21 protein-coding genes are annotated in these 22,953 nt (G+C 68.3%); 3 read left to right on the top strand and 18 right to left on the bottom strand.

The window, feature by feature from the left end; genetic code table 11:
- Positions 1-85: 85 nt before the first annotated feature.
- Positions 86-1,219, bottom strand: a complete 1,134-nt coding sequence (locus tag AACX88_RS14205) for a histidinol-phosphate transaminase (protein WP_259864084.1) — start codon at positions 1,217-1,219, stop codon at positions 86-88.
- Positions 1,220-1,228: 9 nt separating this feature from the next.
- The gene (locus AACX88_RS14200; protein WP_227007250.1) at positions 1,229-1,540 is read right to left on the bottom strand and encodes a LysM peptidoglycan-binding domain-containing protein; all 312 of its coding nucleotides are present in this window, start codon (positions 1,538-1,540) and stop codon (positions 1,229-1,231) included.
- A gap of 254 nt (positions 1,541-1,794) precedes the next feature.
- On the opposite strand from AACX88_RS14200, the gene lexA reads away from it, so the two are divergent.
- Entirely contained in the window at positions 1,795-2,550 is a 756-nt protein-coding gene (gene lexA, locus AACX88_RS14195) for a transcriptional repressor LexA (protein WP_193338677.1), read from the top strand.
- Between the two features lie 352 nt (positions 2,551-2,902).
- Here lexA and AACX88_RS14190 read toward each other — a convergent pair whose 3' ends face one another.
- Positions 2,903-4,888: an ATP-dependent DNA helicase gene (locus AACX88_RS14190; RefSeq protein WP_339393570.1), complete on the bottom strand. Its 1,986-nt coding sequence runs from the start codon at positions 4,886-4,888 to the stop codon at positions 2,903-2,905.
- Positions 4,885-6,360, bottom strand: coding sequence for a GTPase HflX (gene hflX, locus AACX88_RS14185; RefSeq protein ID WP_227007249.1), 1,476 nt, complete (start codon positions 6,358-6,360; stop codon positions 4,885-4,887). Before hflX ends, AACX88_RS14190 begins: the two co-directional genes overlap by 4 nt.
- A 119-nt stretch (positions 6,361-6,479) precedes the next feature.
- Here hflX and AACX88_RS14180 point away from each other — a divergent pair, with 119 nt between their 5' ends.
- Positions 6,480-7,097 (top strand): class I SAM-dependent methyltransferase, encoded by a 618-nt coding sequence (locus tag AACX88_RS14180; protein ID WP_193338674.1) that lies wholly within the window; start codon positions 6,480-6,482, stop codon positions 7,095-7,097.
- 37 nt (positions 7,098-7,134) lie between these two features.
- On the opposite strand, the gene dapF is transcribed toward AACX88_RS14180, so the two are convergent.
- The 13 genes from dapF to AACX88_RS14115 form a co-directional block, all read right to left on the bottom strand.
- Positions 7,135-8,109: a diaminopimelate epimerase gene (dapF, locus tag AACX88_RS14175; protein ID WP_193338673.1), complete on the bottom strand. Its 975-nt coding sequence runs from the start codon at positions 8,107-8,109 to the stop codon at positions 7,135-7,137.
- Complete coding sequence (gene miaA, locus AACX88_RS14170) at positions 8,106-9,104, bottom strand: tRNA (adenosine(37)-N6)-dimethylallyltransferase MiaA (protein ID WP_193338672.1); 999 nt, start codon at positions 9,102-9,104, stop codon at positions 8,106-8,108. Before miaA ends, dapF begins: the two co-directional genes overlap by 4 nt.
- A 1-nt stretch (position 9,105) precedes the next feature.
- Positions 9,106-9,756 carry a hypothetical protein gene (locus tag AACX88_RS14165; RefSeq protein WP_339393569.1) on the bottom strand — a complete coding sequence of 217 codons (651 nt, stop codon included), beginning with the start codon at positions 9,754-9,756 and terminating at the stop codon, positions 9,106-9,108.
- A 1-nt stretch (position 9,757) separates the two neighbouring features.
- Positions 9,758-11,254 carry a tRNA (N6-isopentenyl adenosine(37)-C2)-methylthiotransferase MiaB gene (miaB, locus tag AACX88_RS14160; RefSeq protein ID WP_339393568.1) on the bottom strand — a complete coding sequence of 499 codons (1,497 nt, stop codon included), beginning with the start codon at positions 11,252-11,254 and terminating at the stop codon, positions 9,758-9,760.
- 109 nt (positions 11,255-11,363) lie between these two features.
- Positions 11,364-12,065: a regulatory protein RecX gene (locus tag AACX88_RS14155; protein ID WP_339393566.1), complete on the bottom strand. Its 702-nt coding sequence runs from the start codon at positions 12,063-12,065 to the stop codon at positions 11,364-11,366.
- A 4-nt stretch (positions 12,066-12,069) separates the two neighbouring features.
- A complete protein-coding gene (recA, locus tag AACX88_RS14150; protein WP_339393565.1) occupies positions 12,070-13,152 on the bottom strand; it encodes a recombinase RecA in 1,083 nt (360 codons plus the stop codon).
- Positions 13,153-13,407: 255 nt separating this feature from the next.
- A complete protein-coding gene (locus AACX88_RS14145; RefSeq protein WP_339393564.1) occupies positions 13,408-13,635 on the bottom strand; it encodes a DUF3046 domain-containing protein in 228 nt (75 codons plus the stop codon).
- Entirely contained in the window at positions 13,635-14,003 is a 369-nt protein-coding gene (locus AACX88_RS14140) for a helix-turn-helix domain-containing protein (protein ID WP_422614446.1), read from the bottom strand. Before AACX88_RS14140 ends, AACX88_RS14145 begins: the two co-directional genes overlap by 1 nt.
- 136 nt (positions 14,004-14,139) lie before the next feature.
- A complete protein-coding gene (locus AACX88_RS14135; RefSeq protein WP_339393562.1) occupies positions 14,140-14,646 on the bottom strand; it encodes a CinA family protein in 507 nt (168 codons plus the stop codon).
- Positions 14,636-15,352 carry a CDP-diacylglycerol--glycerol-3-phosphate 3-phosphatidyltransferase gene (gene pgsA / locus AACX88_RS14130; RefSeq protein ID WP_339393561.1) on the bottom strand — a complete coding sequence of 239 codons (717 nt, stop codon included), beginning with the start codon at positions 15,350-15,352 and terminating at the stop codon, positions 14,636-14,638. The genes AACX88_RS14135 and pgsA overlap by 11 nt, the downstream gene beginning before the upstream one ends.
- Before the next feature lie 106 nt (positions 15,353-15,458).
- The gene (locus AACX88_RS14125; RefSeq protein ID WP_259864076.1) at positions 15,459-18,185 is read right to left on the bottom strand and encodes a DNA translocase FtsK; all 2,727 of its coding nucleotides are present in this window, start codon (positions 18,183-18,185) and stop codon (positions 15,459-15,461) included.
- A 353-nt stretch (positions 18,186-18,538) separates the two neighbouring features.
- The gene (locus AACX88_RS14120) at positions 18,539-19,135 is read right to left on the bottom strand and encodes a hypothetical protein (RefSeq protein ID WP_339393559.1); all 597 of its coding nucleotides are present in this window, start codon (positions 19,133-19,135) and stop codon (positions 18,539-18,541) included.
- Complete coding sequence (locus AACX88_RS14115) at positions 19,132-19,734, bottom strand: ArsR/SmtB family transcription factor (protein WP_339393558.1); 603 nt, start codon at positions 19,732-19,734, stop codon at positions 19,132-19,134. Before AACX88_RS14115 ends, AACX88_RS14120 begins: the two co-directional genes overlap by 4 nt.
- A 135-nt stretch (positions 19,735-19,869) precedes the next feature.
- Here AACX88_RS14115 and AACX88_RS14110 point away from each other — a divergent pair, with 135 nt between their 5' ends.
- Positions 19,870-21,162 carry an MFS transporter gene (locus AACX88_RS14110; protein WP_339393557.1) on the top strand — a complete coding sequence of 431 codons (1,293 nt, stop codon included), beginning with the start codon at positions 19,870-19,872 and terminating at the stop codon, positions 21,160-21,162.
- A gap of 170 nt (positions 21,163-21,332) precedes the next feature.
- Here the strand turns inward: AACX88_RS14110 and aceB are convergent, their stop codons facing one another.
- Positions 21,333-22,937 carry a malate synthase A gene (gene aceB, locus AACX88_RS14105; protein WP_339393556.1) on the bottom strand — a complete coding sequence of 535 codons (1,605 nt, stop codon included), beginning with the start codon at positions 22,935-22,937 and terminating at the stop codon, positions 21,333-21,335.
- Positions 22,938-22,953: the final 16 nt, after the last annotated feature.

The following is a 22,953-nucleotide window of genomic DNA, read 5'->3' as shown; positions in this document are numbered from 1 at the left end:
CCCAGGGTCGCGGACCCGGCGTTGACCGGGGCGACCTCTGACGACTCAGTTCGCCGAGCGCCGTCTCAATTGAATGAGCGCCGTCTCAGTTCGACGTGAGCAGAATGCTGGGATCGGTGTCGACGATATCGCTGATCGCTGTGAGGAACGCAGTCGTCTCAGCCTCGGTGCCGGCGTTGACACGGGCATGATGGGCGATGCCGATGTCGCGGATGAGGATGCCTCGGTCGAGCAGCTTCTGCCACAGTTCGGCCGGGTTCGCGATGTTGCCGAAGAGGACGAAGTTCGAATCGCTCGGGTGCACGGTGAAGCCGAGTTCGGCCAGGTGTGCGGCGATGGCGTTGCGGGAGTCGATGAGCCGGTCGACGTTGCCGAGCAGGAGATCCGCGTGGTCGAGTGCGGTGCACGCGAGGACCTGCGTGACGTCGGAGAGATGGTAGGGCAGGCGCACGAGGCGGAGGGTGTCGATGAGTTCAGGGGCGGCGATGGCATAGCCGAGGCGCAGACCCGCGCACGCGAACGCCTTGCTCATCGTCCGGGAGACAACGAGGCGGGGGCGGCCCTCGAGGAGGGTCATCGCCGAGGGCAGTGCGGGGCGGGAGAATTCGGCGTACGCCTCGTCGACGATGACGATGCCCGAGCAGTTGTCGTAGGCGGCTTCGATGACGTCGAGGCCGAGCGAAGTGCCGGTGGGGTTGTTCGGAGTGCAGAGGAAGACGATGTCCGGGTCGACGCGGGCGACTTCGGCAGCGACCGCCTCGGCGGTGAGACCGAAATCGTCGTCACGGTCGGCATGGACCCATTCGGCACCGGTGCCGGTGGTGATGAGCGGATGCATCGAATAGCTGGGCGTGAAGCCGAGCGCGGTGCGCCCGGGACCGCCGAAGGCTTGGACGATGTGGGAGAGGACCTCGTTCGAGCCGTTGGCCGCCCAGATCATCTCCGGGGGCAGGTCGACAGGGGTGCCGGCGCGTTCGTTGACGCCGTCGAGGTAGCCGACGAGGTGCTCGCGCAGGGCGGTGAACTCCCGGTCCGGGTAGCGGTTGAGTCCGGACAGATGCGTGTCGACGGCTGCCCGCATCGCCGCGACGACGACATCCGGGATCGGATAGGCGTTCTCGTTGACGTTGAGCTGCACCGGAACGTCGAGGTGAGGAGCGCCGTAGGGCTCCCGTCCGACGAGATCGGCACGCACTGGCAGAGACTCGATGTTTCCCACACACCGATTTTAGCGCTGGGGAACGTCGAGGCTCTGGCCGGGGTGGACGACGGGCGAGGACAGGTGGTTGAGCTCGACGATGTCGGCGACGACATCGCGGGTGTCCCGGTCGAGTCCGAGGTTCGAGGCCACGGTCCAAAGCGACTCTCCCTCACCGACGACGACGGCGTCCGCGGCGACGCCGACGACCTCGTCCCCGGCGACCGCCTCGGCGGTGAACGTCTGAGCGGAGAAGAAGAGCGTGCCTCCGATGATGGCCAGCGCGCACAGTGCGGTGCGGAGCAGGCGGACGGCGCGTCGGCCACGGGTGGTCAGATGCATGGGGGAAGTCTTCGCAGACATTGCATTTACCTCTTTCTTCGTACGATTCCACCCGCAATGGGTAGAACGTCTGTTCTATTCAACATGCCATTCGAACATATGTCCAGTCCATCTCGAACATTTATGAGACAATGAACGAGAACCAGCGTTGTTGATCGGTCTCGAACAACCATCCCAGGCGGCACTGACACGAGATCTCTCGAGGCGGTTCGACCGGTGGGAAACGGCGGGATTAGAACGAAGGGGAGAGAGCAATGGTGCAGAGCAAACGAGGCAGAGGACGGCCGCGCAACGAGGATGTTGCCAGCGAGATCGCCGCGGCCCGCAGCGATGAGGACGAGGTCGAGATCCCCGACGGTCCGACCGGGGCCGGGGACTTCCGGCTCTCCCCCAGGCAGCGGCTCGTGCTCGAGACGATCGAGCGCGCCGTGGTGACCAACGGCTATCCGCCGAGCATGCGTGAGATCGGTGAGGCAGCCGGGCTCGCGTCGCTCTCAAGCGTGGCGCATCAGCTCTCCCAGCTCGAACGGCTCGGCTACGTCCGCCGCGACCCGAAGCGTCCGCGGGCGATCGAGGTCGTCAACCCGTTCGAAGAGGAGGAGGCCGAGCGCGCGAAGTACGAGGAGCTGGCGAACAACACCGTCCAGGTCCCCGTCGTCGGGCGCATCGCCGCCGGCGGGCCGATCCTCGCCGAGCAAGAGATCGACGACGTCTTCTCCCTGCCCACGCAGGTCGTCGGCTCAGGTGAGATGTTCCTGCTCAAGGTCGTCGGGGACTCGATGATCGAAGCCGCGATCTGCCACGACGACTGGGTCGTCGTTCGCAAGCAGCACACCGCCGACAACGGTCAGATCGTCGCCGCCCTCCTCGACGGCGAGGCGACGGTGAAGACGCTCAAGCGCAAGGCCGGGCGGCAGTGGCTGCTGCCGCAGAACAAGGACTACGACCCGATCGACGGCACCTATGCCCAGATCATGGGTCTCGTCGTCGCCGTCATCCGCCGCCTCTGAGGTCCAGCGGCGTTTGAGGGCATTGCCGTTTGAGCGCAGGTCCTCGCCGAGGTGGTCGACTGTACACACGAATGCCCCCGACCGATGGTGGTCGGGGGCATTCGGCATTTCCGAGGCGTGTGCGCCGGCTTGTGACGAGCGCGGCATGCGACTAGCGGGGCTTGCGACGAGCGCGGTTTGCCCTCTGCGGAGGCCGCCCAGCCCATCCACCACCTTCAACTCCACACACCACCTGTGCACGGGTGGTTTATCGCGCTGCGCCGACGTTGTGCGGAGCCGGACGGAGGAAATGACGCTGCGCGTGCGAAATGGGGCTGCGGGTGCGAAGTAGGGCTCGACGTAGGACGCGCCGTCATCCCTTCGCGGGGTCGTCCTCCTTCGTCGCGGCCAGGCGCCCCAGGGCCGTGCGCACGAGCGCCGAATCCGTCGTCGGCCACATCCGCGGCATCGAGTTGACGAGGTACCCGGCGTACCGGGCCGAACGCAGACGCGAGTCGAGGACCGCGACGACGCCTCTGTCCCCGGTCGAACGAATGAGGCGCCCGGCGCCCTGGGCGAGCCGGAGCGCGGCATGGGTCGCGCTCACCGCCATGAAGCCGTTGACCCCACGCCGGTCGGCGTCCCGGGCACGAGCCTGCATGAGCGGGTCGTCGGGCCGGGGGAAGGGTATCCGGTCGATGATGACGAGTCGGTTCGTCCGCCCGGGCACGTCGACGCCCTGCCACAGCGACATCGTCCCGAACAAGCACGCCCCGTCGTCGGCGGCGAACCGGGAGACCAGCGACGGCAGACCGTCATCGCCCTGCAGCAGGATCGGCAGGTCGACGATGCCGCGCAGGTGCTCGGCCGCGGCATTCGCCGCCGCCCGCGAGGAGAAGAGTCCCAGCGCACCGCCCTTGGAGGCGGTGACGAGCGCTTCGAGTTCGGCCAGCGCCTCCTCGCTCAGTCCGCTGCGCCCGGGTTTCGGCAGGTGCGCGGCGACGTAGACGATGCCCTGCTTGCCGTAGTCGAACGGCGAGCCGACGTCGAGGCCGTCCCACCTCGGCGCATCTGGACCGACGAGCCCGAGCGAGGCGGCCACGGCATCGAAGTTCCCGCCCAAGGACAGGGTCGCCGAGGTGGCGACGACCGTCGACTCCTCGAAGATGCCGTGGCGCATGGTGCCGGCCACGCTGAGCGGGGCGACGACGAGGTTGACCGTCTCCCTCTCCCGGAACGACGACCGGCTGAGCCAGATGACGTCGTTCTTGCCGGGGTCGCAGAAGCGTTCGGCGAGGTCGAAGATCTCCTGGCACCGGGCCTTCGCCATCTGTCGTCCGGCGTCGGCGTCCTCGCTGCGGCCGCCGATGTCGTTGATGATCTGGCGGGCGGAGTCGCGGATCTGCGTGAGCGCCAGCCCCAGGGGTTCGCTCAGCGAGAGCATGAGCCCTTCGGTGGTGCCTGAGACAGCGCGGTCGAAGGCCGCCGAAGCGGTGTCGAGCAGTGCGACGACCCCGTCCTCGACGGTCGTGTGCTTGCGCACCGCGGAGGTCGCGGCCGAGAGCATGCCCGTGTTGATCTGGCCCGACAGGGCGCTCGTCACCCGGTCCTTGAGTTCGTGCGCCTCGTCGATGATGATGACGTCGTGTTCGGGCAGCACGGAGTTCTCCCCGAACGCGTCGATCGCGAGCAGGGCATGGTTGGTCACGACGATGTCCGCCTCGGCGGCGGCGTTGCGGGCCTGCTCGGCGAAGCATTCGGTGAACAGCGGACAGTTCGAGCCCAGACAGTCGAAGGCGTTGACCGAGACCTGCGCCCACGCCTTGTCGCTGACCCCGGGGATCAGGTCGTCGCGGTCACCGGTCTCCGTCGTCTTCTCCCACGTGCGGATCCGCTGGATCTCCTCGCCGAGTCCCGACCGGTCCGCAGGTTTGCGCCCGGCCGCGGCATCCGCGCCGAGGTCGAAGAGCATCCCCTCGTCCTCGTCCGGATAGCCGCCGGCGAGCTTGTGCTTGCACACATAGTTCCGGCGTCCCTTGAGCAGCGCGGCCCTCGGCAGCGGATCGAGAGACCGTTTGACGGATTTGAACAGACGCGGGAGGTCCCGGTGGATGATCTGCGTCTGCAGGGCGAGCGTCGCCGTGGACACGATGACCTTCCCGCCCGTGCGGCTCGCATACTCCGCGGCGGGCACGAGGTAGGCCAGCGACTTGCCGGTGCCGGTGCCCGCCTGGACGAGGAGGTGGATGCCGTTGTCGAGCGACGAGGCGACCGCCTGCGCCATCTCGGTCTGCCCCTCACGGGTCGACCCGCCGATGGCGCCGACGGCCGCAGAGAGCAGGTCGCCGACCGTGCTCACTCGCCGATGACCATGTCGGGCCGGCGGAACTCCTCGAGTTCGGCGGCGAGCTCAGCCGGCACCTTCGCGTGCATGCCGGTGCCGCCGACGCCGTGCTCCTCATGGTCGACTGTGCCGAGGGCATAGATCTTCGACACCAGGTCGCCCCGCTCATAGGGGATGAGCACGGAGACCTCGATGTTCGGCGAGGGCAGCTTCTCCTCGATCGTCTCGACGAGCTCGGCGATGCCCTCCCCCGTCGCCGCGGAGACGAAGCGGGCGCCCGGGTACTCCGCGCGCAGGGCCGTGACGACGTTCTCATCGGCGAGGTCGACCTTGTTGAAGACGAGGAGTTCGGGGATGTCACCGGTGTCGACGTCGCCGAGCACCTGCCGCACCGCATGGATCTGCCCCTGCGGATCCGGGTGTGAGGCGTCGACGACGTGGAGGAGCAGATCGGAGTCCGCTGCCTCCTCAAGGGTCGACCGGAACGCTTCGACGAGCTGGTGGGGCAGGTTCCGGACGAAGCCGACGGTGTCGGTGTAGGTGAACGTGATCCCGTCAGCGGTCCGCGACTGGCGCACCGTGGGGTCGAGGGTCGCGAACAGCGCGTTCTGGACCATCACCTCGGCGTCGGTGAGCCGGTTGAGCAGGGACGACTTGCCCGCGTTCGTGTACCCGACGATCGCGACCGAGGGGATGTGGTTGCGGGAGCGGTTCTTCCGCTTCGTGTCACGGGCGGGAGCCATGCCGGCGATCTGGCGGCGCAGCTTCGCCATCCGGGTGCGGATGCGGCGACGGTCGAGTTCGATCTTCGTCTCACCGGGACCGCGGGAGCCGATGCCTGCACCGCCGGCGACACGGCCGCCGGCCTGGCGGGACAGCGACTCGCCCCAACCGCGCAGACGCGGCAGGAGGTATTCGAGCTGGGCGAGTTCGACCTGCGCCTTGCCTTCGCGGGACTTCGCGTGCTGGGCGAAGATGTCGAGGATGAGCGCGACCCGGTCGACGACCTTGACCTTGATGACGTCCTCGAGCCCGCGCCGCTGGCTGGGGGCGAGTTCGGAGTCGATGATCACGGTGTCGGCGCCGACGGCTTCGACGATCTCTTTGAGTTCGGCGGCCTTGCCGCGGCCCAGGTAGGTGCCGGGGTCCGGCTTGTCCCGGCGCTGGACGATCGCGTCGAGGACTTCGGAGCCGGCGGTCTCGGCGAGGGCGGCGAGTTCGCGGATGGAGTTCTCCGCCTCGTCGAGGGTGGTGTTCCACAGTCCGGCGAGGACGACTCGCTCGAGCCGGATCTGACGGTATTCGACCTCGGTGACGTCTTCGAGTTCGGTCGAGAGGCCGGCGACACGGCGCAGGGCGGCGCGCTCGGCGAGGTCGAACTGCGATTCTTCGTCGGCGGAGGCCTGCTTGGGGCTCAGCGCCTGGGCACCTCGGGCGAGGACACGGTCGAGCATGGCGTCTCGACGCTCTTTGTCAGTGGAGGTCATTCATTCCTTTGTTCGTGTGCAGACTCTTCGTGTGCGGGCGCCGGCCGTTGGACGACGCCTGAGAAGTACAACGCTGCGGTGCGTCCATATATTCTCCCACAGCCGCCTAGACTGGAGACGTGTCCGAGCACTATTTCACTGAGAGCCCATCGAGCGAGGCGAAGCGGCGTGAGCTCACGCTCGACCTGGCCGGTCGCACCGTGACGGTGGAGACGATGAGCGGGACCTTCTCCCCCACCCGCCTCGACCCCGGCACCGCGGTCCTGCTCAGGCATCTGCCCGATCCCGCCCCCGGCGACCTCCTCGACCTCGGGTGCGGGTGGGGTCCCATCGCGCTCGAGTCGGCATTCCAGGCCGCCGACGCCGAGGTGGACGTCCGCATCTGGGCCCTCGACGTCAACTCCCGGTCCTTGGAGTCGACCGCGGCCAATGCCGCCCGACTCGGCCTCACCTCGATCCGTCCCGTTACCGCCGAAGAGGTGCCCGAGGATCTCAGCTTCACGACGATCCGCTCGAACCCGCCGATCCGCATCGGCAAGGACGCCCTCCACGAACTGCTGGAGACGTGGCTGCCGCGCCTGGCGCCGGGCGGTCGCGCCGATCTCGTCGTGTCGAAGAACCTCGGTGCGGATTCGCTGCTGACCTGGATGCGGGGAATGCTCGGAGACGGCTTCACCGCCGAGCGCACCGCCTCATCGAAGGGCTTCCGCATCCTCACCATCCACAGGGACGCCTGAGCTCACGACCCTCGTGGTCTCCCGCCGAGGCGGTCGTTCAGTCGAGCGTGCCCTCGGCGACGAGCACGGCGGGGCCGGCGAGGGTGACCGTTCCCCGATCACCGGTCTGATCCGGGGTGATGCCGATGCGCAGGCGTCCGCCGGGGACGTCGACGCGCCACTGCAACGGTGAGGTCGGTCCCGCCCAGTGGTGGGCGGCGATCGCCGCCGCGCACGCACCCGTACCGCACGATCGGGTCTCCCCCACCCCGCGTTCGGACACGCGCATCCGCAGCGCGCCCTCTCCCCCGGCGATGTCGCTGCGGGCGGGTTCCATGACGATGAACTCGACGTTGGATCCGTGCGGGGGCACGGGCTCGAGGACGGGAGCGTCACGGAGGTCGGCGGCGGCGAGTTCGGCCGCCTCGGCGAGGGCGACGACGGTGTGCGGATTGCCCGTCTCCACCGACAGGCCCGGGCGGGCGACGTCGATGCCGGCGGTGGTGACGAGGACCTCGGCGCGCTCGTCGAGCGACCAGGAGCCCATGTCGACGGTGTACCACGCGTCCTCGGGTCCGCCCGGGGTCGTCGCGGCCGCCTCGGTGGCGGTATCGACTTCGCCGAGGGCGGGGTTGAGGGTCGTGCGGACGGTCTTGATCCCGTCGCGGGTGCCGACCTTGATCTCAGCGGCATCGGCAGGGACGCGGCCGGTGGCGACGAGGGTGTGGGCGAAGACGCGCACCCCGTTGCCGCACATCTCCGAGAGGCTGCCGTCGTGGTTGTAGTAGTCCATGAACCATTCCGCGCCGTCGGCGGCCTGCGCGTCGGCGCCGGGGATCCCGGAGTCGGCGGAGCGGACGATGCGGATGACGCCGTCGCCGCCGAGGCCGGTGCGCCGGTCGGCGAGGAGAGCCACCGTCTCGGGGTGGAGGGTGAGGTCGCCGCCGTCGTCCTCGAGGAGCACGAAGTCGTTCTCGGTGCCGTGGCCCTTGTGGAAGCGGGTGCCTGCGAGGGCGGCGAACGGGGTATTCATGATTCCAGTCTAACGATCGACTGTGCTGCCTTGAGCCGGGCCCCGGCATCGGTGACGCCGGAGTCGATCCAGGTGATGCGCGGGTCGCGGCGGAACCACGTGTCCTGGCGGCGGGCGAACTGGCGGGTGCGCACGGTCGTCGATTCGCGGGCGGCATCGGCGTCGATGGTGCCTGCGAGGTAGTCCTGGATCTGGGCGTAGCCGATGGCCCGGGAGGCGGTCTTCCCGCTCGCGAGTCCGCGGTCGAGGAGGGTGCGGACCTCGTCGACCCACCCGGCCTCCCACATGAGGTCGACCCGGCGGGCGATGCGGTCGTGCAGGGCGTGCCGGTCGAGGGCGAGGCCGATGTGGATCGTCGGTTCGATCTCCGTGTATTCGGGCAGGGACGCGGTGAAGGGTCGGCCGGTGAGCTCGATGACCTCGAGGGCGCGGACGATCCGGCGGACGTCGTTGACGGTGATCTTCTCCGCAGCGACCGGGTCGAGGTCTGCCAGTCTCGCGTGGGCTGCCCACCGGTCGGCGTCGACCTCGCCTTCGAGGCGTGAGCGCACCGTCGCGTCGGTGCCGGGGAAGTCGAGGCGGTCGGTCGCGGCGCGCGCGTAGAGGCCGGAGCCGCCGACGAGGATGGGACGGTGCCCGCGGGCGCGGATCTCGGCGATCGCAGTGCGCGCCTGCTCTTGGAAGGTCTGGACGTTCGCTTCGTCGGTGACGTCGAGGATGTCGATGAGGTGGTGGTCGATCCCGCGGCGCTGAGCAGGAGGCAGCTTCGCCGTGCCGATGTCCATGCCCCGGTAGAACTGCATCGCATCCGTGTTGACGATCTCCCCGCCGAGGTGGTCGGCCAGGTCGAGCGCGAGATCGGACTTGCCCGTGGCGGTCGCGCCGACGACGGTGATGATCGGTGGGATCGTGTCCGCAGCCTGGGTGGTGGGCTGCGACGCCTCGGTGTCGCTCACCGAGCCTGTTGTGCCGCGCGCCGATGCGGGAGTGCTCATCTCAGGTCCCGATCACGGCGCACACCGTGCGCACCTCGTGGATGGTCTCATCGATGAGGACCGTGGTTCCTCCGGTGTGGGGCTCCTCGCCGAGGTGGTCGAGGGCGGCGCCGAGCAGCTCGAGGTCCGCGTGGACCGCACCTGCCCGGCTGACCGCGTCACGGAGGCCGTTGAGGTCGCCGGTCCGCACAGCGGCCATGAACGCCGAATCGAAGTCGCCTGCCCCTGGCACCGGTGCGAGGGGCGCATTCGCCGAGGCGGCTGCGGAGAGGTCGATGGGGACGAGAACCGAATCGCTCGACCCAAGCGGTCCGATGGCTGCTTCGGCCGCCTGGGTGTGGAGAGCTGCGACTCCGAGGCCGGGATGCGCGGTGGTGCAGATGTCGCGGTCATCCTTGGTGAGTCCGCTGACGGTCTCGACCCAGTCGTCACCGTCGAGGCGTTTCCCTGTGCGGGTGTCTAGCCCGCGGTCGATGCCGAAACCTCCGAGTCCGAGGACGGCAGGCAGCGCAGAGACGGGCAGAGCCCACCGGTCTGCGGTGGAGAGCAGATCGGTGACCGCGGTCCTCACCCGCACGGCGGACGCCGCTTCCGAGGCGTCGACGTCGGGAAGGAGAACAGGGGCGGCAGGAATGAGTGCGAGTCGACCCATCTCAGCTGCGGGGGCGGATAGTCGGCATGCCGAGGACCGTGGTACCGCCGCTGCCACCGCTGGGGCTCGGGGTGCCGCAGGATTCGGCCTGCGCGCGGTCGTAGGCGTCGCCGGCGCGGGAAGGTCGGAGACCGAACCCGGTGTCGGCGAGGAGGAAGTACGGTTTGGCGTCGGTGACGGTGGCGGTGACGAAGTCGCCTGGCCGAGGCAGACTCGCGCCTTCGGGCAGTCCGACGTGGACGAGGCGATTGTCGGCGCCCCGGCCGCTCAGCCGCGGAGAGTCGGCGTTGGGCAGGCCGGTGACGAGAACTTCGACTTCGCTGCCGATGAGAGCCTGGTTCTCCTCCCACGCGATCTCGTCCTGGAGGGCGATGAGGCGTTCGAAGCGCTCCTGGACGACGTCCTTGGGCAGCTGGTCGGGCATCGTCGCAGCCGGGGTGCCGGGGCGGATGGAGTACTGGAAGGTGAAGGCCTGGGAGAAGCGGGCGCGGCGGACGATATCCATGGTGCCTTGGAAGTCCTCTTCGGTCTCACCGGGGAAACCGACGATGATGTCCGTGGTGATCGCGGCGTGGGGGATGCGCTCGCGCACGGTGTCGAGGATGCGCATGAAGCGGCTCGTCCGGTACGACCGGCGCATCGCCTTGAGGATCCGGTCGGAGCCGGACTGCAGCGGCATGTGCAGCTGCGGCATGACGGTGGGCGTCTCGGCCATCGCATCGATGACGTCGTCGGAGAACGCGGCAGGGTGGGGGCTGGTGAAGCGGACGCGTTCGATGCCCTCGACGTTGCCGACGGCACGCAGGAGCTTGGCGAAGGCACCTTTGTCGCGGAATTCGGCGCCGTAGGAGTTGACGTTCTGGCCGAGTAGGGTGACTTCGACGACGCCGTCGGCGACGAGGGCTTCGACCTCGGCGAGGATGTCACCGGGTCGGCGGTCCTTCTCCTTGCCGCGCAGACTCGGCACGATGCAGAACGTGCACGTGTTGTTGCATCCCACGGAGATCGACACCCACCCGGAGTGCTGGGATTCGCGGCGGCTGGGCAGGGTGGAGGGGAAGACGTCGAGGCTCTCGAGGATCTCGACCTGGGCTTCGTCGTTGTGCCGGGCGCGTTCGAGGAGCGCGGGCAGGGATCCCATGTTGTGGGTGCCGAAGACGACGTCGACCCAGGGGGCTTTTCTGACGATCGTGTCGCGGTCCTTCTGCGCCATGCATCCGCCCACGGCGATCTGGAGTCCGGGGTGCTGCTCCTTGACCTTGGCGAGTCGTCCGAGGTTGCCGTAGAGCCGGTTGTCGGCGTTCTCCCGCACCGCGCAGGTGTTGAAGACGACGACGTCGGCTTGGGACTGCGTGTCCGCGGGAACGTAGCCGGCGTCGTCGAGGAGACCGGAGAGGCGTTCGGAGTCGTGCACGTTCATCTGGCAGCCGTAGGTCTTGACCTCGTAGCTGCGGGGGTGCTGATCCGCGGAGTGCGGAGAGTCGATGAGTTCAGTCATGGCCCCACCATTCTAGCGGCTCCCCCGATCCCGATGCCCGCGCTGCCGGAGCCGCGGCTCCACCCGCCGGGTGATGTTTCGCGGGCGGGGCCCACCTGTCGGCGGACCATCACCCCTCGGCGAGGACCTCGCGGGTGACCTTGAGGCAGATCGTCGAGGAGAACCCGCGCCGGGCGAGCATGCCGAGGATCCGCCGTTCGCGGACCTCATGGTCGAGACCGCGGGTCGAGCGGGCCTTCTTCTCGGCGACCTCACGGGCGAGGTCCTCTTCCCCGTCGACCTCGGCGACGACTCCGGCGATGGTCTCCTCGTCGATGCCCTTCTTCACGAGCTGGCGGCGCAGGGCCGACCGGGAGAGCTTCCTGCTCTCCCGTTGGGCCTTCGCGAACCGCTGCGCGAACTGGCCGTCGTCGAGAAGGTTCGACCGTTGGAGTTTGGCGATGAGCCGGTCGACGGCCGCGGGCTCGAAGTCACGGCGCAGCAGCTTCTCCCGCAGCTCGGTCGAGGAGTGATCGCGCATCGCGAGCATGTTCAGCGCTGTCTTCTTCGCCTTCGCGTACGCATCGGCGAGCTCCGGAGAGTCCGAGAATGGTTCGTCCGGCACCGTGCCTGTCGGTTCTCCTGCGCCCGAGCCGGGCGGTTGAAGGCCGCGCGCCGGATCCCCCGGCACCGCCTCGGCGACGGCAGCCGATCCACCCTCGTCGAGGCGCGCGAAGTACCCCGTCCCGCCTGCGGCCTGTCGGGCCTCGAGGTCCGACATGGCCTGGCGCAGCGCGGAGAGCTGCTCAGCCGTCTTCGGGGTCTCGCTCATGGTCTCACGAGACCTCGACGTCGTCGGTCTCCTCCGCGGGGGCCTCGGTCGTGTCCGCGTCGACCTTGATGAGACCCATCTTGTGCTTGATCTTCAGCTCGATCTCCTCGGCGAGGCCGGGGTTGTCGCGGAGGAAGTTGCGGACGTTCTCCTTGCCCTGGCCCAGCTGGTCGCCGTCGTAGGTGAACCACGAACCGGACTTGCGGATGATCCCGTTGTCGACGCCCATGTCGATGAGGCTGCCTTCGCGGGAGATGCCGTGGCCGTAGAGGATGTCGAACTCGGCCTGTTTGAACGGCGGGGCGACCTTGTTCTTGACGATCTTCGCCCGCGTCCGGTTGCCGATCGCGTCCTGGCCCTCCTTGAGGGTCTCGATGCGGCGGACGTCGATGCGCACGGAGGCGTAGAACTTCAGGGCCTTGCCGCCCGAGGTGGTCTCCGGGGAGCCGAAGAAGACGCCGACCTTCTCACGCAGCTGGTTGATGAAGATCGCGGTGGTCTTCGACTGGGCCAGCGCGCCGGTGATCTTGCGCAGCGCCTGCGACATGAGGCGGGCCTGGAGGCCGACGTGGCTGTCGCCCATCTCGCCTTCGATCTCGGCCTTGGGCACGAGGGCTGCGACGGAGTCGATGACGATGATGTCGAGCGCACCGGAGCGGATGAGCATATCGGCGATCTCGAGCGCCTGCTCACCGGTGTCCGGCTGGGAGACGAGGAGCTGGTCGGTGTCGACGCCGAGCTTCTTCGCGTATTCGGGGTCGAGGGCGTGCTCCGCGTCGATGAACGCGGCGATGCCGCCGGCCTTCTGGGCGTTCGCGACGGCGTGGAGGGCCACGGTCGTCTTACCCGAGGACTCCGGGCCGTAGATCTCGACGACGCGGCCGCGGGGAAGACCGCCGATGCCGAGCGCGATGTCGAGGGCGACCGAGCCGGTCGGGATCGATTCGATCGGCTCCCGCACGCCTTCGCCGAGGCGCATGATCGCGCCCTTGCCGTAGTTGCGGTCGATCTGTCCGAGGGCCGCGTCGAGGGCCTTCGACTTGTCGCCGCCGGTGGGGATCTGCAGGTTCTTGGGTGTTCGCGCCATGACCTCTCCTAAGGTGTCGTTTCCTGTGAGACCAAGGCTAGAAGACGGCACTGACATGAGGACAGAGAACGCTTCTCGCCTGTGGACAGTGCGCCACTCGTGGTCACAGGTCCCGTGATTCGCTCACCAGCATAGCCCATATGGGAACATGTGTTCGATATGCGGCGGCGTGTCGGACGAAGATCTGTGCGAATCGTCCGGCGACGCCGCTGGAACCGCTCCGCGGGAACAAGCCCGCCGGAGCGTCCCCGCCCGTCAGAACGGCGTCGACCGGGCCTTCTCCTTGCCGAGTCGGCGCGACTCGGGCACGCCCATCGAATCGCACACGGCGGTCCAGATGTCGCGGGGTTCGATGCCGCGGCGGAACGCCTCGTCGGCGGTGATGGAGCCGAGTGTGCTCAGGGTGAGGTCGGTGTGGAGTGAGGCCGCACGCGCCTCACCGAACTCCTCGTTCATGAGGGTCCAGTAGAGGGTGTGGCGCATTACGGCTTGGCGGCCAGCCGTGGCGACGGGTACGCGCCGGGGTGCCCGAGGATCTTGTCCGAGAGCTCCTGCGGGATGGTGTCCGGAATCTCCACGCCCTCGGCGAGGGCGAATCGGTCGGACACTTCGGAGAGCAGGGCCGAGACCGGCAGGTCGAGGGCTTCGCAGATCGAGGACAGCAGCTCCGAGGAGGCTTCCTTCTGTCCGCGTTCGATCTCGCTGAGGTAGCCGAGCGAGACGCTGGCACCGGTGGAGACATCGCGCAGCGTCCGCCCCTGACGGCGGCGAGCGGAACGCAGGGCATCGCCGATTTCAACTCTCAGTAGCATTGTGCGTCCCTCCCTTTGTTCGCGCGAACGTGGATTCAACTTTACAGCCCGGCCGCGCGGACGCGCCAACCTGGGCGGGTGAGATCGGAGTTTTGCCAGTCCTTTCGGAGAAACCGGCACGGTGGCATTTCAGTGCATATGTCATCTTGATGAGACAACCCCTGAGACGGTGATCTTATTCCGCGGGCGGCCCGAAGGCGAGTTTCGTCGTGAACTCGCCGAGGCGCTCAACCATGGTCTCGACCGTGCGGGCCCGGATCGCCTCCCGATCCCCTGTGAAGCGGTGTTCGAGGACCTGGGCGCGCGAGCCGAAGGCGACGGCGGTGTAGACGAGACCGACCTCCTTGCCGTCCTGCGGGTCGGGTCCGGCGACGCCGGTGCACGAGACCCCGATGTCGGCCACGCAGGCCCGGGCCGCACCGACGGCCATCTCGGCCGCGACGACGGGGTCGACGGGCCCGGTCTCCTCGAGGCGGTCGGCGTCGACGCCGGCCAGTGTCGCTTTGAGGTCGGTGGCGTAGGTGACGAGTCCGCCGCGGACGACGGCGGAGGCGCCGGGGACGTCGACGAGGGTTGCGATGAAACGTCCGGCGGTCAGTGATTCCGCCGAGGCGACCGAGAGTCCCAGCTCAGCGCACGTGGCGATGATCGCCCGGCAGGTGCCGAGCAGGTCACCTGTCATGGTCGGGCCGAGCCTCCCCGGAGTCATCGGTCGGCGAGTCGGGTGTGTTCCCCAAGGCGCCCTCGCCAGGTACCCCGGCAGTCCCTTCCCCGGCATGCGCCGCACCCGCGAGCTTCGCGGCCTGAATGCAGTAGTCGATGCCGGTGACGATCGTGACGATGATCGCCGCGACGAGCACGAGCCACGCGATGACGAGGAGGACGACGGCGACCGGACCCGGGACGAGGTACGCGAGCGGCTTCCACAAAAGCAACAGGCCGATCGCCACGGTCTGGAGCACCGTCTTGATCTTGCCGCCGCGGGAGGCGGGCATGACGGCGATGCGGATCATGAAGAACCGCAGCACCGTGATGCCGAGTTCGCGCACGAGGATGATGACGGGCACCCACCACGGCAGCTCCCCGACGATCGCAAGCCCGATGAGCGCTGCGGCCATGAGCGACTTGTCGGCGATGGGGTCGGCGATCTTGCCGAAGTTCGTCACCAGGTTGTACTTGCGGGCGAGGTCGCCGTCGATCTTGTCGGTGAGCATCGCGAGCAGGAATACCGCGAGCGCCCACCACCGTGTCGTCATGTTCTGCCCCCCGTCGCCCAGCAGCAGGACGAGGAAGACGGGAACGAGCAGGATCCGCACGACCGTCAGGGCGTTGGGGACGTTCCAGTTGCTCGGTGCGGCCTGGGGTGGGGTCTCAGCTCGTTCGTTCACACCTCAACCCTATCGGAGACGACTGACAACGAGACGGAGCCGACCGCCCGTCGTGGGCGATCGACTCCGCAATCGTTATGCCGACCGCCTGAGGCGGCCCGGGTCCTCAGCGGCCGGTGAGCTGCCAGGCGTCCTCGCCGGAGGCTTCGACGACCTCGAGTCCCGTCTCCGGGTCGATGTCGCCGACCTGCAGGTCCTCGGCATGGCCGACGCCGTTTCCGTAGCGGTCCTCCCTCGCCGAGGCGGTCGCCCCGGATCCATCGGAGGTGCCGTAATCGGCACCGGACGTGCCGTAGTCGTCGTCGAAGTCCTCGGCGAAGTCATCGGCAGCCGAGGCACCCGCGGACGGGTTGGCCGCCTCGGCGGGCGGGGTTTCCCCCTTGATGACGGCCAGGGTCGCCGGAAGATCCTCGGGGCGGACGAGGACGTCGCGGGCCTTCGAACCCTCGGAGGGTCCGACGATGCCGCGGGACTCCATGAGATCCATGAGGCGGCCGGCCTTCGCGAAGCCCACGCGCAGCTTGCGCTGGAGCATCGACGTCGACCCGAACTGCGTGGTGACGACCTGTTCCGCGGCCTGGAGGAGGAGCTCGAGATCGTCGCCGATCTCCTCGTCGATCTGCTTCTTCGGCGCCTCGACGGCGACGTCTTCGCGGTAGTTCGGGGTGAGCTGGCCCTTGACGTGTTCGACGACCTTCTCGATCTCGGACTCATTCACCCACGCACCCTGGACGCGCATCGGCTTCGCGGCACCCATCGGCAGGAACAGGGCGTCACCCTGGCCGATGAGCTTTTCGGCACCCGGCTGGTCGAGGACGACGCGGGAGTCGGCGAGCGACGACGTCGCGAACGCCAGCCGCGAGGGCACGTTGGCCTTGATGAGGCCGGTGACGACGTCGACGCTGGGACGCTGGGTGGCGAGCACGAGGTGGATGCCGGCGGCGCGCGCGAGCTGCGTGATGCGCTGAATCGAGGCCTCGACGTCGCGGGGGGCGACCATCATGAGGTCGGCGAGCTCGTCGACGACGACGAGGAGGTACGGGTACGGCTGGAGGACGCGCTCGGACCCGGCGGGCACCTGGACCCGGCCCTCGCGGACGGCCTTGTTGAACTCCTTGATGTGCTTGAACCCGAAGTTCGCGAGGTCATCGTAGCGGGCGTCCATCTCGCGCACGACCCATTCGAGCGCCTCGGCGGCCTTCTTCGGGTTCGTGATGATCGGGGTGATGAGGTGCGGGATGCCCTCGTAGATCGTCAGCTCCACGCGCTTGGGGTCGACGAGGATCATGCGGACCTCGTCGGGGGTGGCGCGCATCATGATCGAGGTGATCATCGAGTTGACGAAGCTCGACTTACCGGCACCGGTGGCACCGGCGACGAGCAGGTGGGGCATCTTCGAGAGGTCGGCGACGACGAATCCGCCTTCGACGTCCTTGCCCACGCCCATGACCATCGGATGGTCGGTCTTGCGGGCGGCCTTCGAACGCAGCACGTCGCCGAGGGCGACGTTCTCACGGTCGGAGTTGGGGATCTCGATGCCGATGGCCTTCTTGCCGGGGATCGGCGAGAGGATGCGGACGTCGGCGCTGGCCACGGCGTAGGCGATGTTCTTCGACAGCGCGGTGACCTTCTCGACCTTCGTGCCGGCCCCGAGTTCGACCTCGTAGCGGGTGACCGTGGGGCCGCGGGAGAACCCGGTGACCTGGGCGTCGATCTTGAACTGCTCGAGGACGTCGCGCAGGGCCTCGACGACGCGGTCGTTGGCCTCCGAGCGCTCCTTCGCGGGCGGTCCGGGGACGAGGTAGTCGGAGTTCGGCAGGGTGTAGGTGACATCGCCTGCGAGGGTGAGCTGTTCGACGCGTTCGGGCAGCTGCTCGGTCGGCGGGGGTGCCGGGGTATTCGTCGTCGGCACCGGCGCCGAGGCGGCCGCTGAGTGCGCGGTGGTCGGGGCGTCATCGGACATGCCGATGGCCTTCTTCAGCGCTGAGGCTTCGCGTTCGGCCTTCGTCGGGCGGCGCTCACCGGGCTTGAACTGCGGTTCGGGTTCGAAGACGGTGGTGGGGGCCTCCTCGTCGGAGACCTCGTTCTCGTGGATGTAGGCCTTGTCGTAGGCCTTGTCGGCGAGGTCGTCGTCGGCCGGCGGGTCGAGCTCGGGGATCTCGGTCTTCTTCTTCCGGCTGCGGCGCTTGGCGCCCATGACGGGTTTGAGGCTCGAGGTGTGGGAGTTCTCGGCGACGAGGTCGGTCGGATTCTCGTCCGCCTCGGCGTCGTTCGGGGTCGGGCGGGCACCGCCGGTCAGCCGCTGGTAGAGCGCGGTCAGGCGGGTCGGGATCGACCGCACCGGGGTCGCGGTGATGACGAGGACGGAGAAGAGACCGAGGAGGACGAGCAGCGGGACGGCGACGTAGACGGTCGTCGCGGTCACGAGCGGGGAGGAGATGACGAAGCCGAGGGCACCGCCGCCGTTGGCCATCGCCTCACGCGAGTTGACGAAGCTCGGGTTGCCGGCCGCGATGTGGGCGAGTCCGGCGGAGGAGAGCAGGAGGAGGACGATGCCGATGAGGATGCGGTTGTTGCCGCGGTTGTCATCGCCGCGGAGGAAGAGGCGGATCGCGTAGCCGAGGAAGATCACCGGCAGGGCGAGCGCGACGCGGCCGAAGGTGCCTTCGACGACGTTGCGGACCATGTCGCTGATCGCGCCGGGGATGTTCCACCATTCGAAGGCGGCGACGACGATCGAGAGTCCGACGAGGAAGAAGGCGGTGCCGTCGCGCTTCGTCGGAGAGTCGGTGGGTTCGTCACTGAGGATCTTTCGCGCACGGTTTCCGGCCATGTGGGCCACTCCCCTCCACGCACCGGTGACAACGTTTGTCCCGGGGTCTTCGGTCCCCGCTTGTCCGGAACCGCCCTTCGCCTTGGAGGCAGAGCGCTTTCCGGTACCAGAAGCGGGGGAAGTCGTTCTGGTCGCCATGCTCCTCATCCTAAGGTGATTCCCGGCCCGATCCCCGCAAATCCGGAGGTCTCGGCGTGGCTTGAGCCGGGTCTCGCATCCGCACGGTCTTCCGACCTCAGCAAGGTGCCCGAGGCACGCTCAGCTGTTCGGCACGGTTGTCCGACTTGAGCAGGGTGCGCGGACCGTGCTGGCGTCGGTTCACCGTGCTCGAGCCCGGTTCTCCGCCTGGTCGGTCATCGCTTCGAGCGCGAAGTCAACCGTGTGTGTGCCCTACCGTCGAGGTCTCGACCGCGGACTGTGCGGACATGGGCGTCGACCGCCGAGGCGATGGCGGGCAGAGGACGCGGCGGCAGGTAGGCACTCGCGCCGGCGTCGAGAAGGCGGCTGACCGGCCCGAGGTAGGAGACGCCGGCCTCCTCGTCGTCGATCTCCGTGACGACCACCTCGGCGCGGGGAAACCGCTCCCGCAGCGCACCGAGGAGCTGCAGGCTGATCGGATGGGTGAGGAGGATGTCGGCGTCCTCGGGGGCGTCGCCCAAGTCGAGGACCATGTAGTCCTCCCCGAATGCCTCGCCGAGGCGGCGCCGGGCTGCCGTGGACAGCGCCATCGCCGTGACGACGACCGTGACCCCCTCGGGCACGTCGACCGTCGGCTGACCGAAGCGGGAGCTCGCGACGATATCGCCCTCGATCACCGCCGAGGTGAAGCCCAGCGTTCCGAGCTCCTCTCCGCCGCGGACGACGGCGACTGTCTCACCGCGCATGACCGCCTCGAGGAGGTCGACCACCTCGGCGGGCAGGGAATCCAGGTCGAGCTGCTTGGCGGTCATGAGGCTCCTTCATCGGTGCCGGCGCTGGGATGCATGGCGACGAAGAGCGCCCACTGCCGGGCACCGTCCTGTGATCGCCGGGACCGGAAGTCCTCGAGCAGGTCCTCGAGTCGCTGTTGGAACTCGACGACCTCGGCGGGGGTGAGCATCGCCGCCATCCGGCTCATCGACCGTTCCGGGTAGGGGGCCGCGGAGAACTCGGCGGCGAAGGCCTCGATCATCGGGTCGGTGATGTCACCGGCGTCGATGAACCAGCTCCTGCCGGTCGCCCGGTAGGGGATCTCCCGAGCGCCGCGTCGACCTCGACGGGGTTCCTGCGCTTCGAGGAATCCGGTGTCGACGAGCATCCGCACATGATGAAGCGCGGTCGCGGGATTGAGGTCGAGAGCCGCGGCGATCTCCCGGTTGCTCAGCTCCTCGTCGAGGCAGAGCCGGAGGATGCGGATGCGCACGCTCGAGGCGAGCGCCTTCGCCTCGGCGTCGGTGGCGTCACGGCGCTCGATCGCGTGGGCGACCCGCGCCGTCGGGTCATCTGGGTTGCGGGCGGGGTGCTGCGGTGGGTCCGCTGTCGCTCCCGGTTCGGACTGCTCCGCGTTCATGCCGTCCACGCTAGTCAACGATTGGGAGAAGTCAATCACTTCGGGTCGAACCATTGCCGGGCCGACGCCTCGATGCGACACTAGTGATTGAGAGAACTCAATCACTGCCGACCTCGCCGACTCGAAGAAGAGCCCATGAGCACAGATGATCCTGTTGATCCCCCGCCGCCCGCGCAGCGCTCCCTGTGGCGGCATCACGACTTCCGGCAGCTGTGGATGGGCGACACCGTCTCGGTCTTCGGCAACCAGTTCGTCCTCTTCGCCCTCCCCCTCATCGCCGTCCAGCTCCTCGCCGCCGACGCCTTCGAGATGGGCCTCCTCGCGGCACTCGAGAACGCCGCGTTCCTCCTCATCAGCCTGCCTGCCGGGGCCTGGGTCGATCGGATGCGCAAGAAGCGGGTCATCGTCGCAGGCGACCTGGTCCGCGCAGCCCTGCTCCTGACGATCCCTCTGGCCTGGGCGCTCGACCTGCTCACGATGATCCAGCTCTTCGTCATCGCCGCAGGCGTCGGCGTCGTCACCGTCTTCTTCGACGTCGCCAACCAGTCCTATCTGCCCGAGATCGTCGCCGGCGATCAGATCGGCGACGGCAACGGCAAGCTCCAGGCCAGTCAGCAGACCGCGTCGGTGGTGGGGCCGTCGGCCGCGTCCGGACTCGTCGGACTCATCGGCGGGCCGCTGACGATCGGGATCACGAGCATCTGCATGGCGCTCTCGAGCCTCTTCGTCAGTCGTATCCGCCACCGCGAGGACCCGCCGCAGCCCGACAGCCGACCCAGCCTCGTCGGCGACATCCGCGAAGGCCTCGCCTTCGTCCTCGGCCACCCGCTGCTGCGCCGGATCGTCGCGTGCACGGGTCTGTCGAACTTCGCCTCGTCCGCGGTCTTCGCACTCCTCGTCCTCTACGCCCTGCGCACGCTCAACCTCAACCAGTTCCAGCTCGGGCTGGTCATGTCCCTCGGCGCCGTCGGCGGCATCGTCGGGGCGCTGAGCTCCTCGTGGGTGCAGAAGGTCGTCGGCGAAGGTCGCTCGATCACGGTGTCTGCGACACTGTCCGGCATCGCCACGCTCGCCGTTCCCCTCGCCTCGGTGCTGCCCGCGCTGCCGACGCTGCTCATCGGGTGGCTCGTCCTCTCATGGTGCGTCGTCGTCTACAACGTCGCCCAGGTGAGCTTCCGTCAGCGACTGTGCCCGAAGCCGCTGCTCGGACGGATGAACGCCTCGATCCGGTTCCTCGTGTGGGGGCCGATGCCGATCGGCGCATTCCTCGGCGGCACACTCGCCCACACCATCGGGATCGTGCCGGCACTGTGGATCTTCGCCGCCGTCTCGATCCTCGCGGCCCTGCCTGTGCTGCTCTCACCCCTGACCGGGATGCGCACCCTCCCCTGCGAACTCGACGCCCTCGCGGACTCTACGACACCGTGACCACATAGAAGCGACCACATAGAAGCACGGTCTTCCGACGTGAGCAGGGTGCGTGGACACTGCTTGAGTCGGAAGACCGTGCTGATGGCTGCGGTCCGGCGAACGGAGCGGCGAGCCGGCCCTGCGGCCCCGCGCCGGGCGCGCGAGCCGCGCGCGCCCCCGCGGGCGCCTCAGGCCATCTTCGCGTAGGCCGGCAGGGTGAGGAAGTCGACGTAGTCGGGGGCGACGGCCACGGAGAGGAAGAGGTCGGTGGCGTCCTCCCAATCGCTCGCCTCACCCGGGAGGCCGGCGACCTCCTCGGCGACGATCTGCTCGACGAGCTCCCTCGTCACGGTCTTCCCCGTGTCGAGTTCGACGCCTGCGTCGAGCCACTGCCACACCTGGGAGCGGGAGATCTCGGCGGTCGCCGCATCCTCCATGAGCCCGTGGATGGCCACCGCGCCGTTGCCCTCGAGCCATGCCCGCAGGTACTGGATGCCGACGTTGATGTTCGTCCGCAGGCCCGCCTCGGTGATCGCGCCCGGAGTCGACTTCACATCGAGGAGCTCGGCGGCGGTGACGGAGACGTCCTCGCGCTTGTTGTCGATCTGGTTGGGCGCCTCTCCCAGGGTCTCGGTGAAGACCTCCTTGCACAGGGCGACCATGCCCGGGTGGGCGACCCAGGAACCGTCGAAGCCGTTGCCGGCCTCACGGGACTTGTCCTCCCGGACCTTCGCGAACGCCGACTCGTTGGCCTCGGGGTCCTTCGCCGGGACGAAGGCGCTCATACCGCCGATCGCATGCGCCCCGCGCTTGTGGCAGGTGCGCACGAGCAGCTCGGTGTAGGCGCGCATGAACGGCACCGTCATCGTCACATCCGAACGGTCGGGCAGGAGGTAGTCGGCGCCGCGGGAGCGGAAGTTCTTGATCACGGAGAAGATGTAGTCCCAGCGTCCGGCGTTGAGCCCGGCCGAGTGCTCGCGGAGTTCGTAGAGGATCTCCTCCATCTCGAACGCCGCCGGGTAGGTCTCGATGAGCACGGTCGCCCGGATGGTGCCGCGGGCCAGGCCGAAGGCGTCCTCGGCGTGCTCGAAGACCTGGTTCCACAGGCGCGCCTCGAGGTGGGACTCCATCTTCGCGAGGTAGAAGTACGGGCCCTTGCCCTTCTCGATCTGGAGCTGACCGGCGGTGGCGAAGTAGAGGGCGAAGTCGACGAGCGAACCCGAGGTCTCCTCACCGTCGACGAGGATGTGCTTCTCCGGCATGTGCCAGCCGCGGGGGCGCACGACGATCGTCGGCAGCTCCTCGTCAGGGGCGAGCCGGTACTCCTTGCCTTCGGGTGAGGTGAAGTCGATCTCCCTGGTGAGGGCGTCGAGGAGGTTGATCTGGCCGCCGATGACCGAATCCCACTGCGGCGTGTTCGCGTCCTCCTGGTCGGCCAGCCACACCTTCGCCCCCGAGTTGAGCGCGTTGATCGTCATCTTCTTGTACGTCGGTCCGGTCACCTCGACGCGCCGGTCCTCGAGTCCGGGTGCGGGCGGGGCGACCTGCCAGGTCTCGTCCTCGCGGATCTCCTTGGTCTCGGGAAGGAAGTCGAGGTCGGCACCGTTCGCGATCTCCTGCTGGCGCACGCGGCGCGCCTCGAGCCGCTCGAGGCGGTCCCCGTTGAACTTCCGGTGCAGCTCGACGATGAGCTCGAGGGCCTGCGGAGTGAGGACTTTCTCTGCCCCGTCGGGCAGTTCGCCCGTGATCTCCATCCCTGCGGGAATGTCGAGGTTCTCGATATGAGCGGTCATCGGTGGTTCTCCTTCT

It is taken from the genome of Brevibacterium metallidurans (assembly GCF_037101285.1).
GTDB lineage: Bacteria > Actinomycetota > Actinomycetes > Actinomycetales > Brevibacteriaceae > Brevibacterium > Brevibacterium metallidurans.
This window is presented reverse-complemented; position numbering and strand designations above follow the sequence as displayed.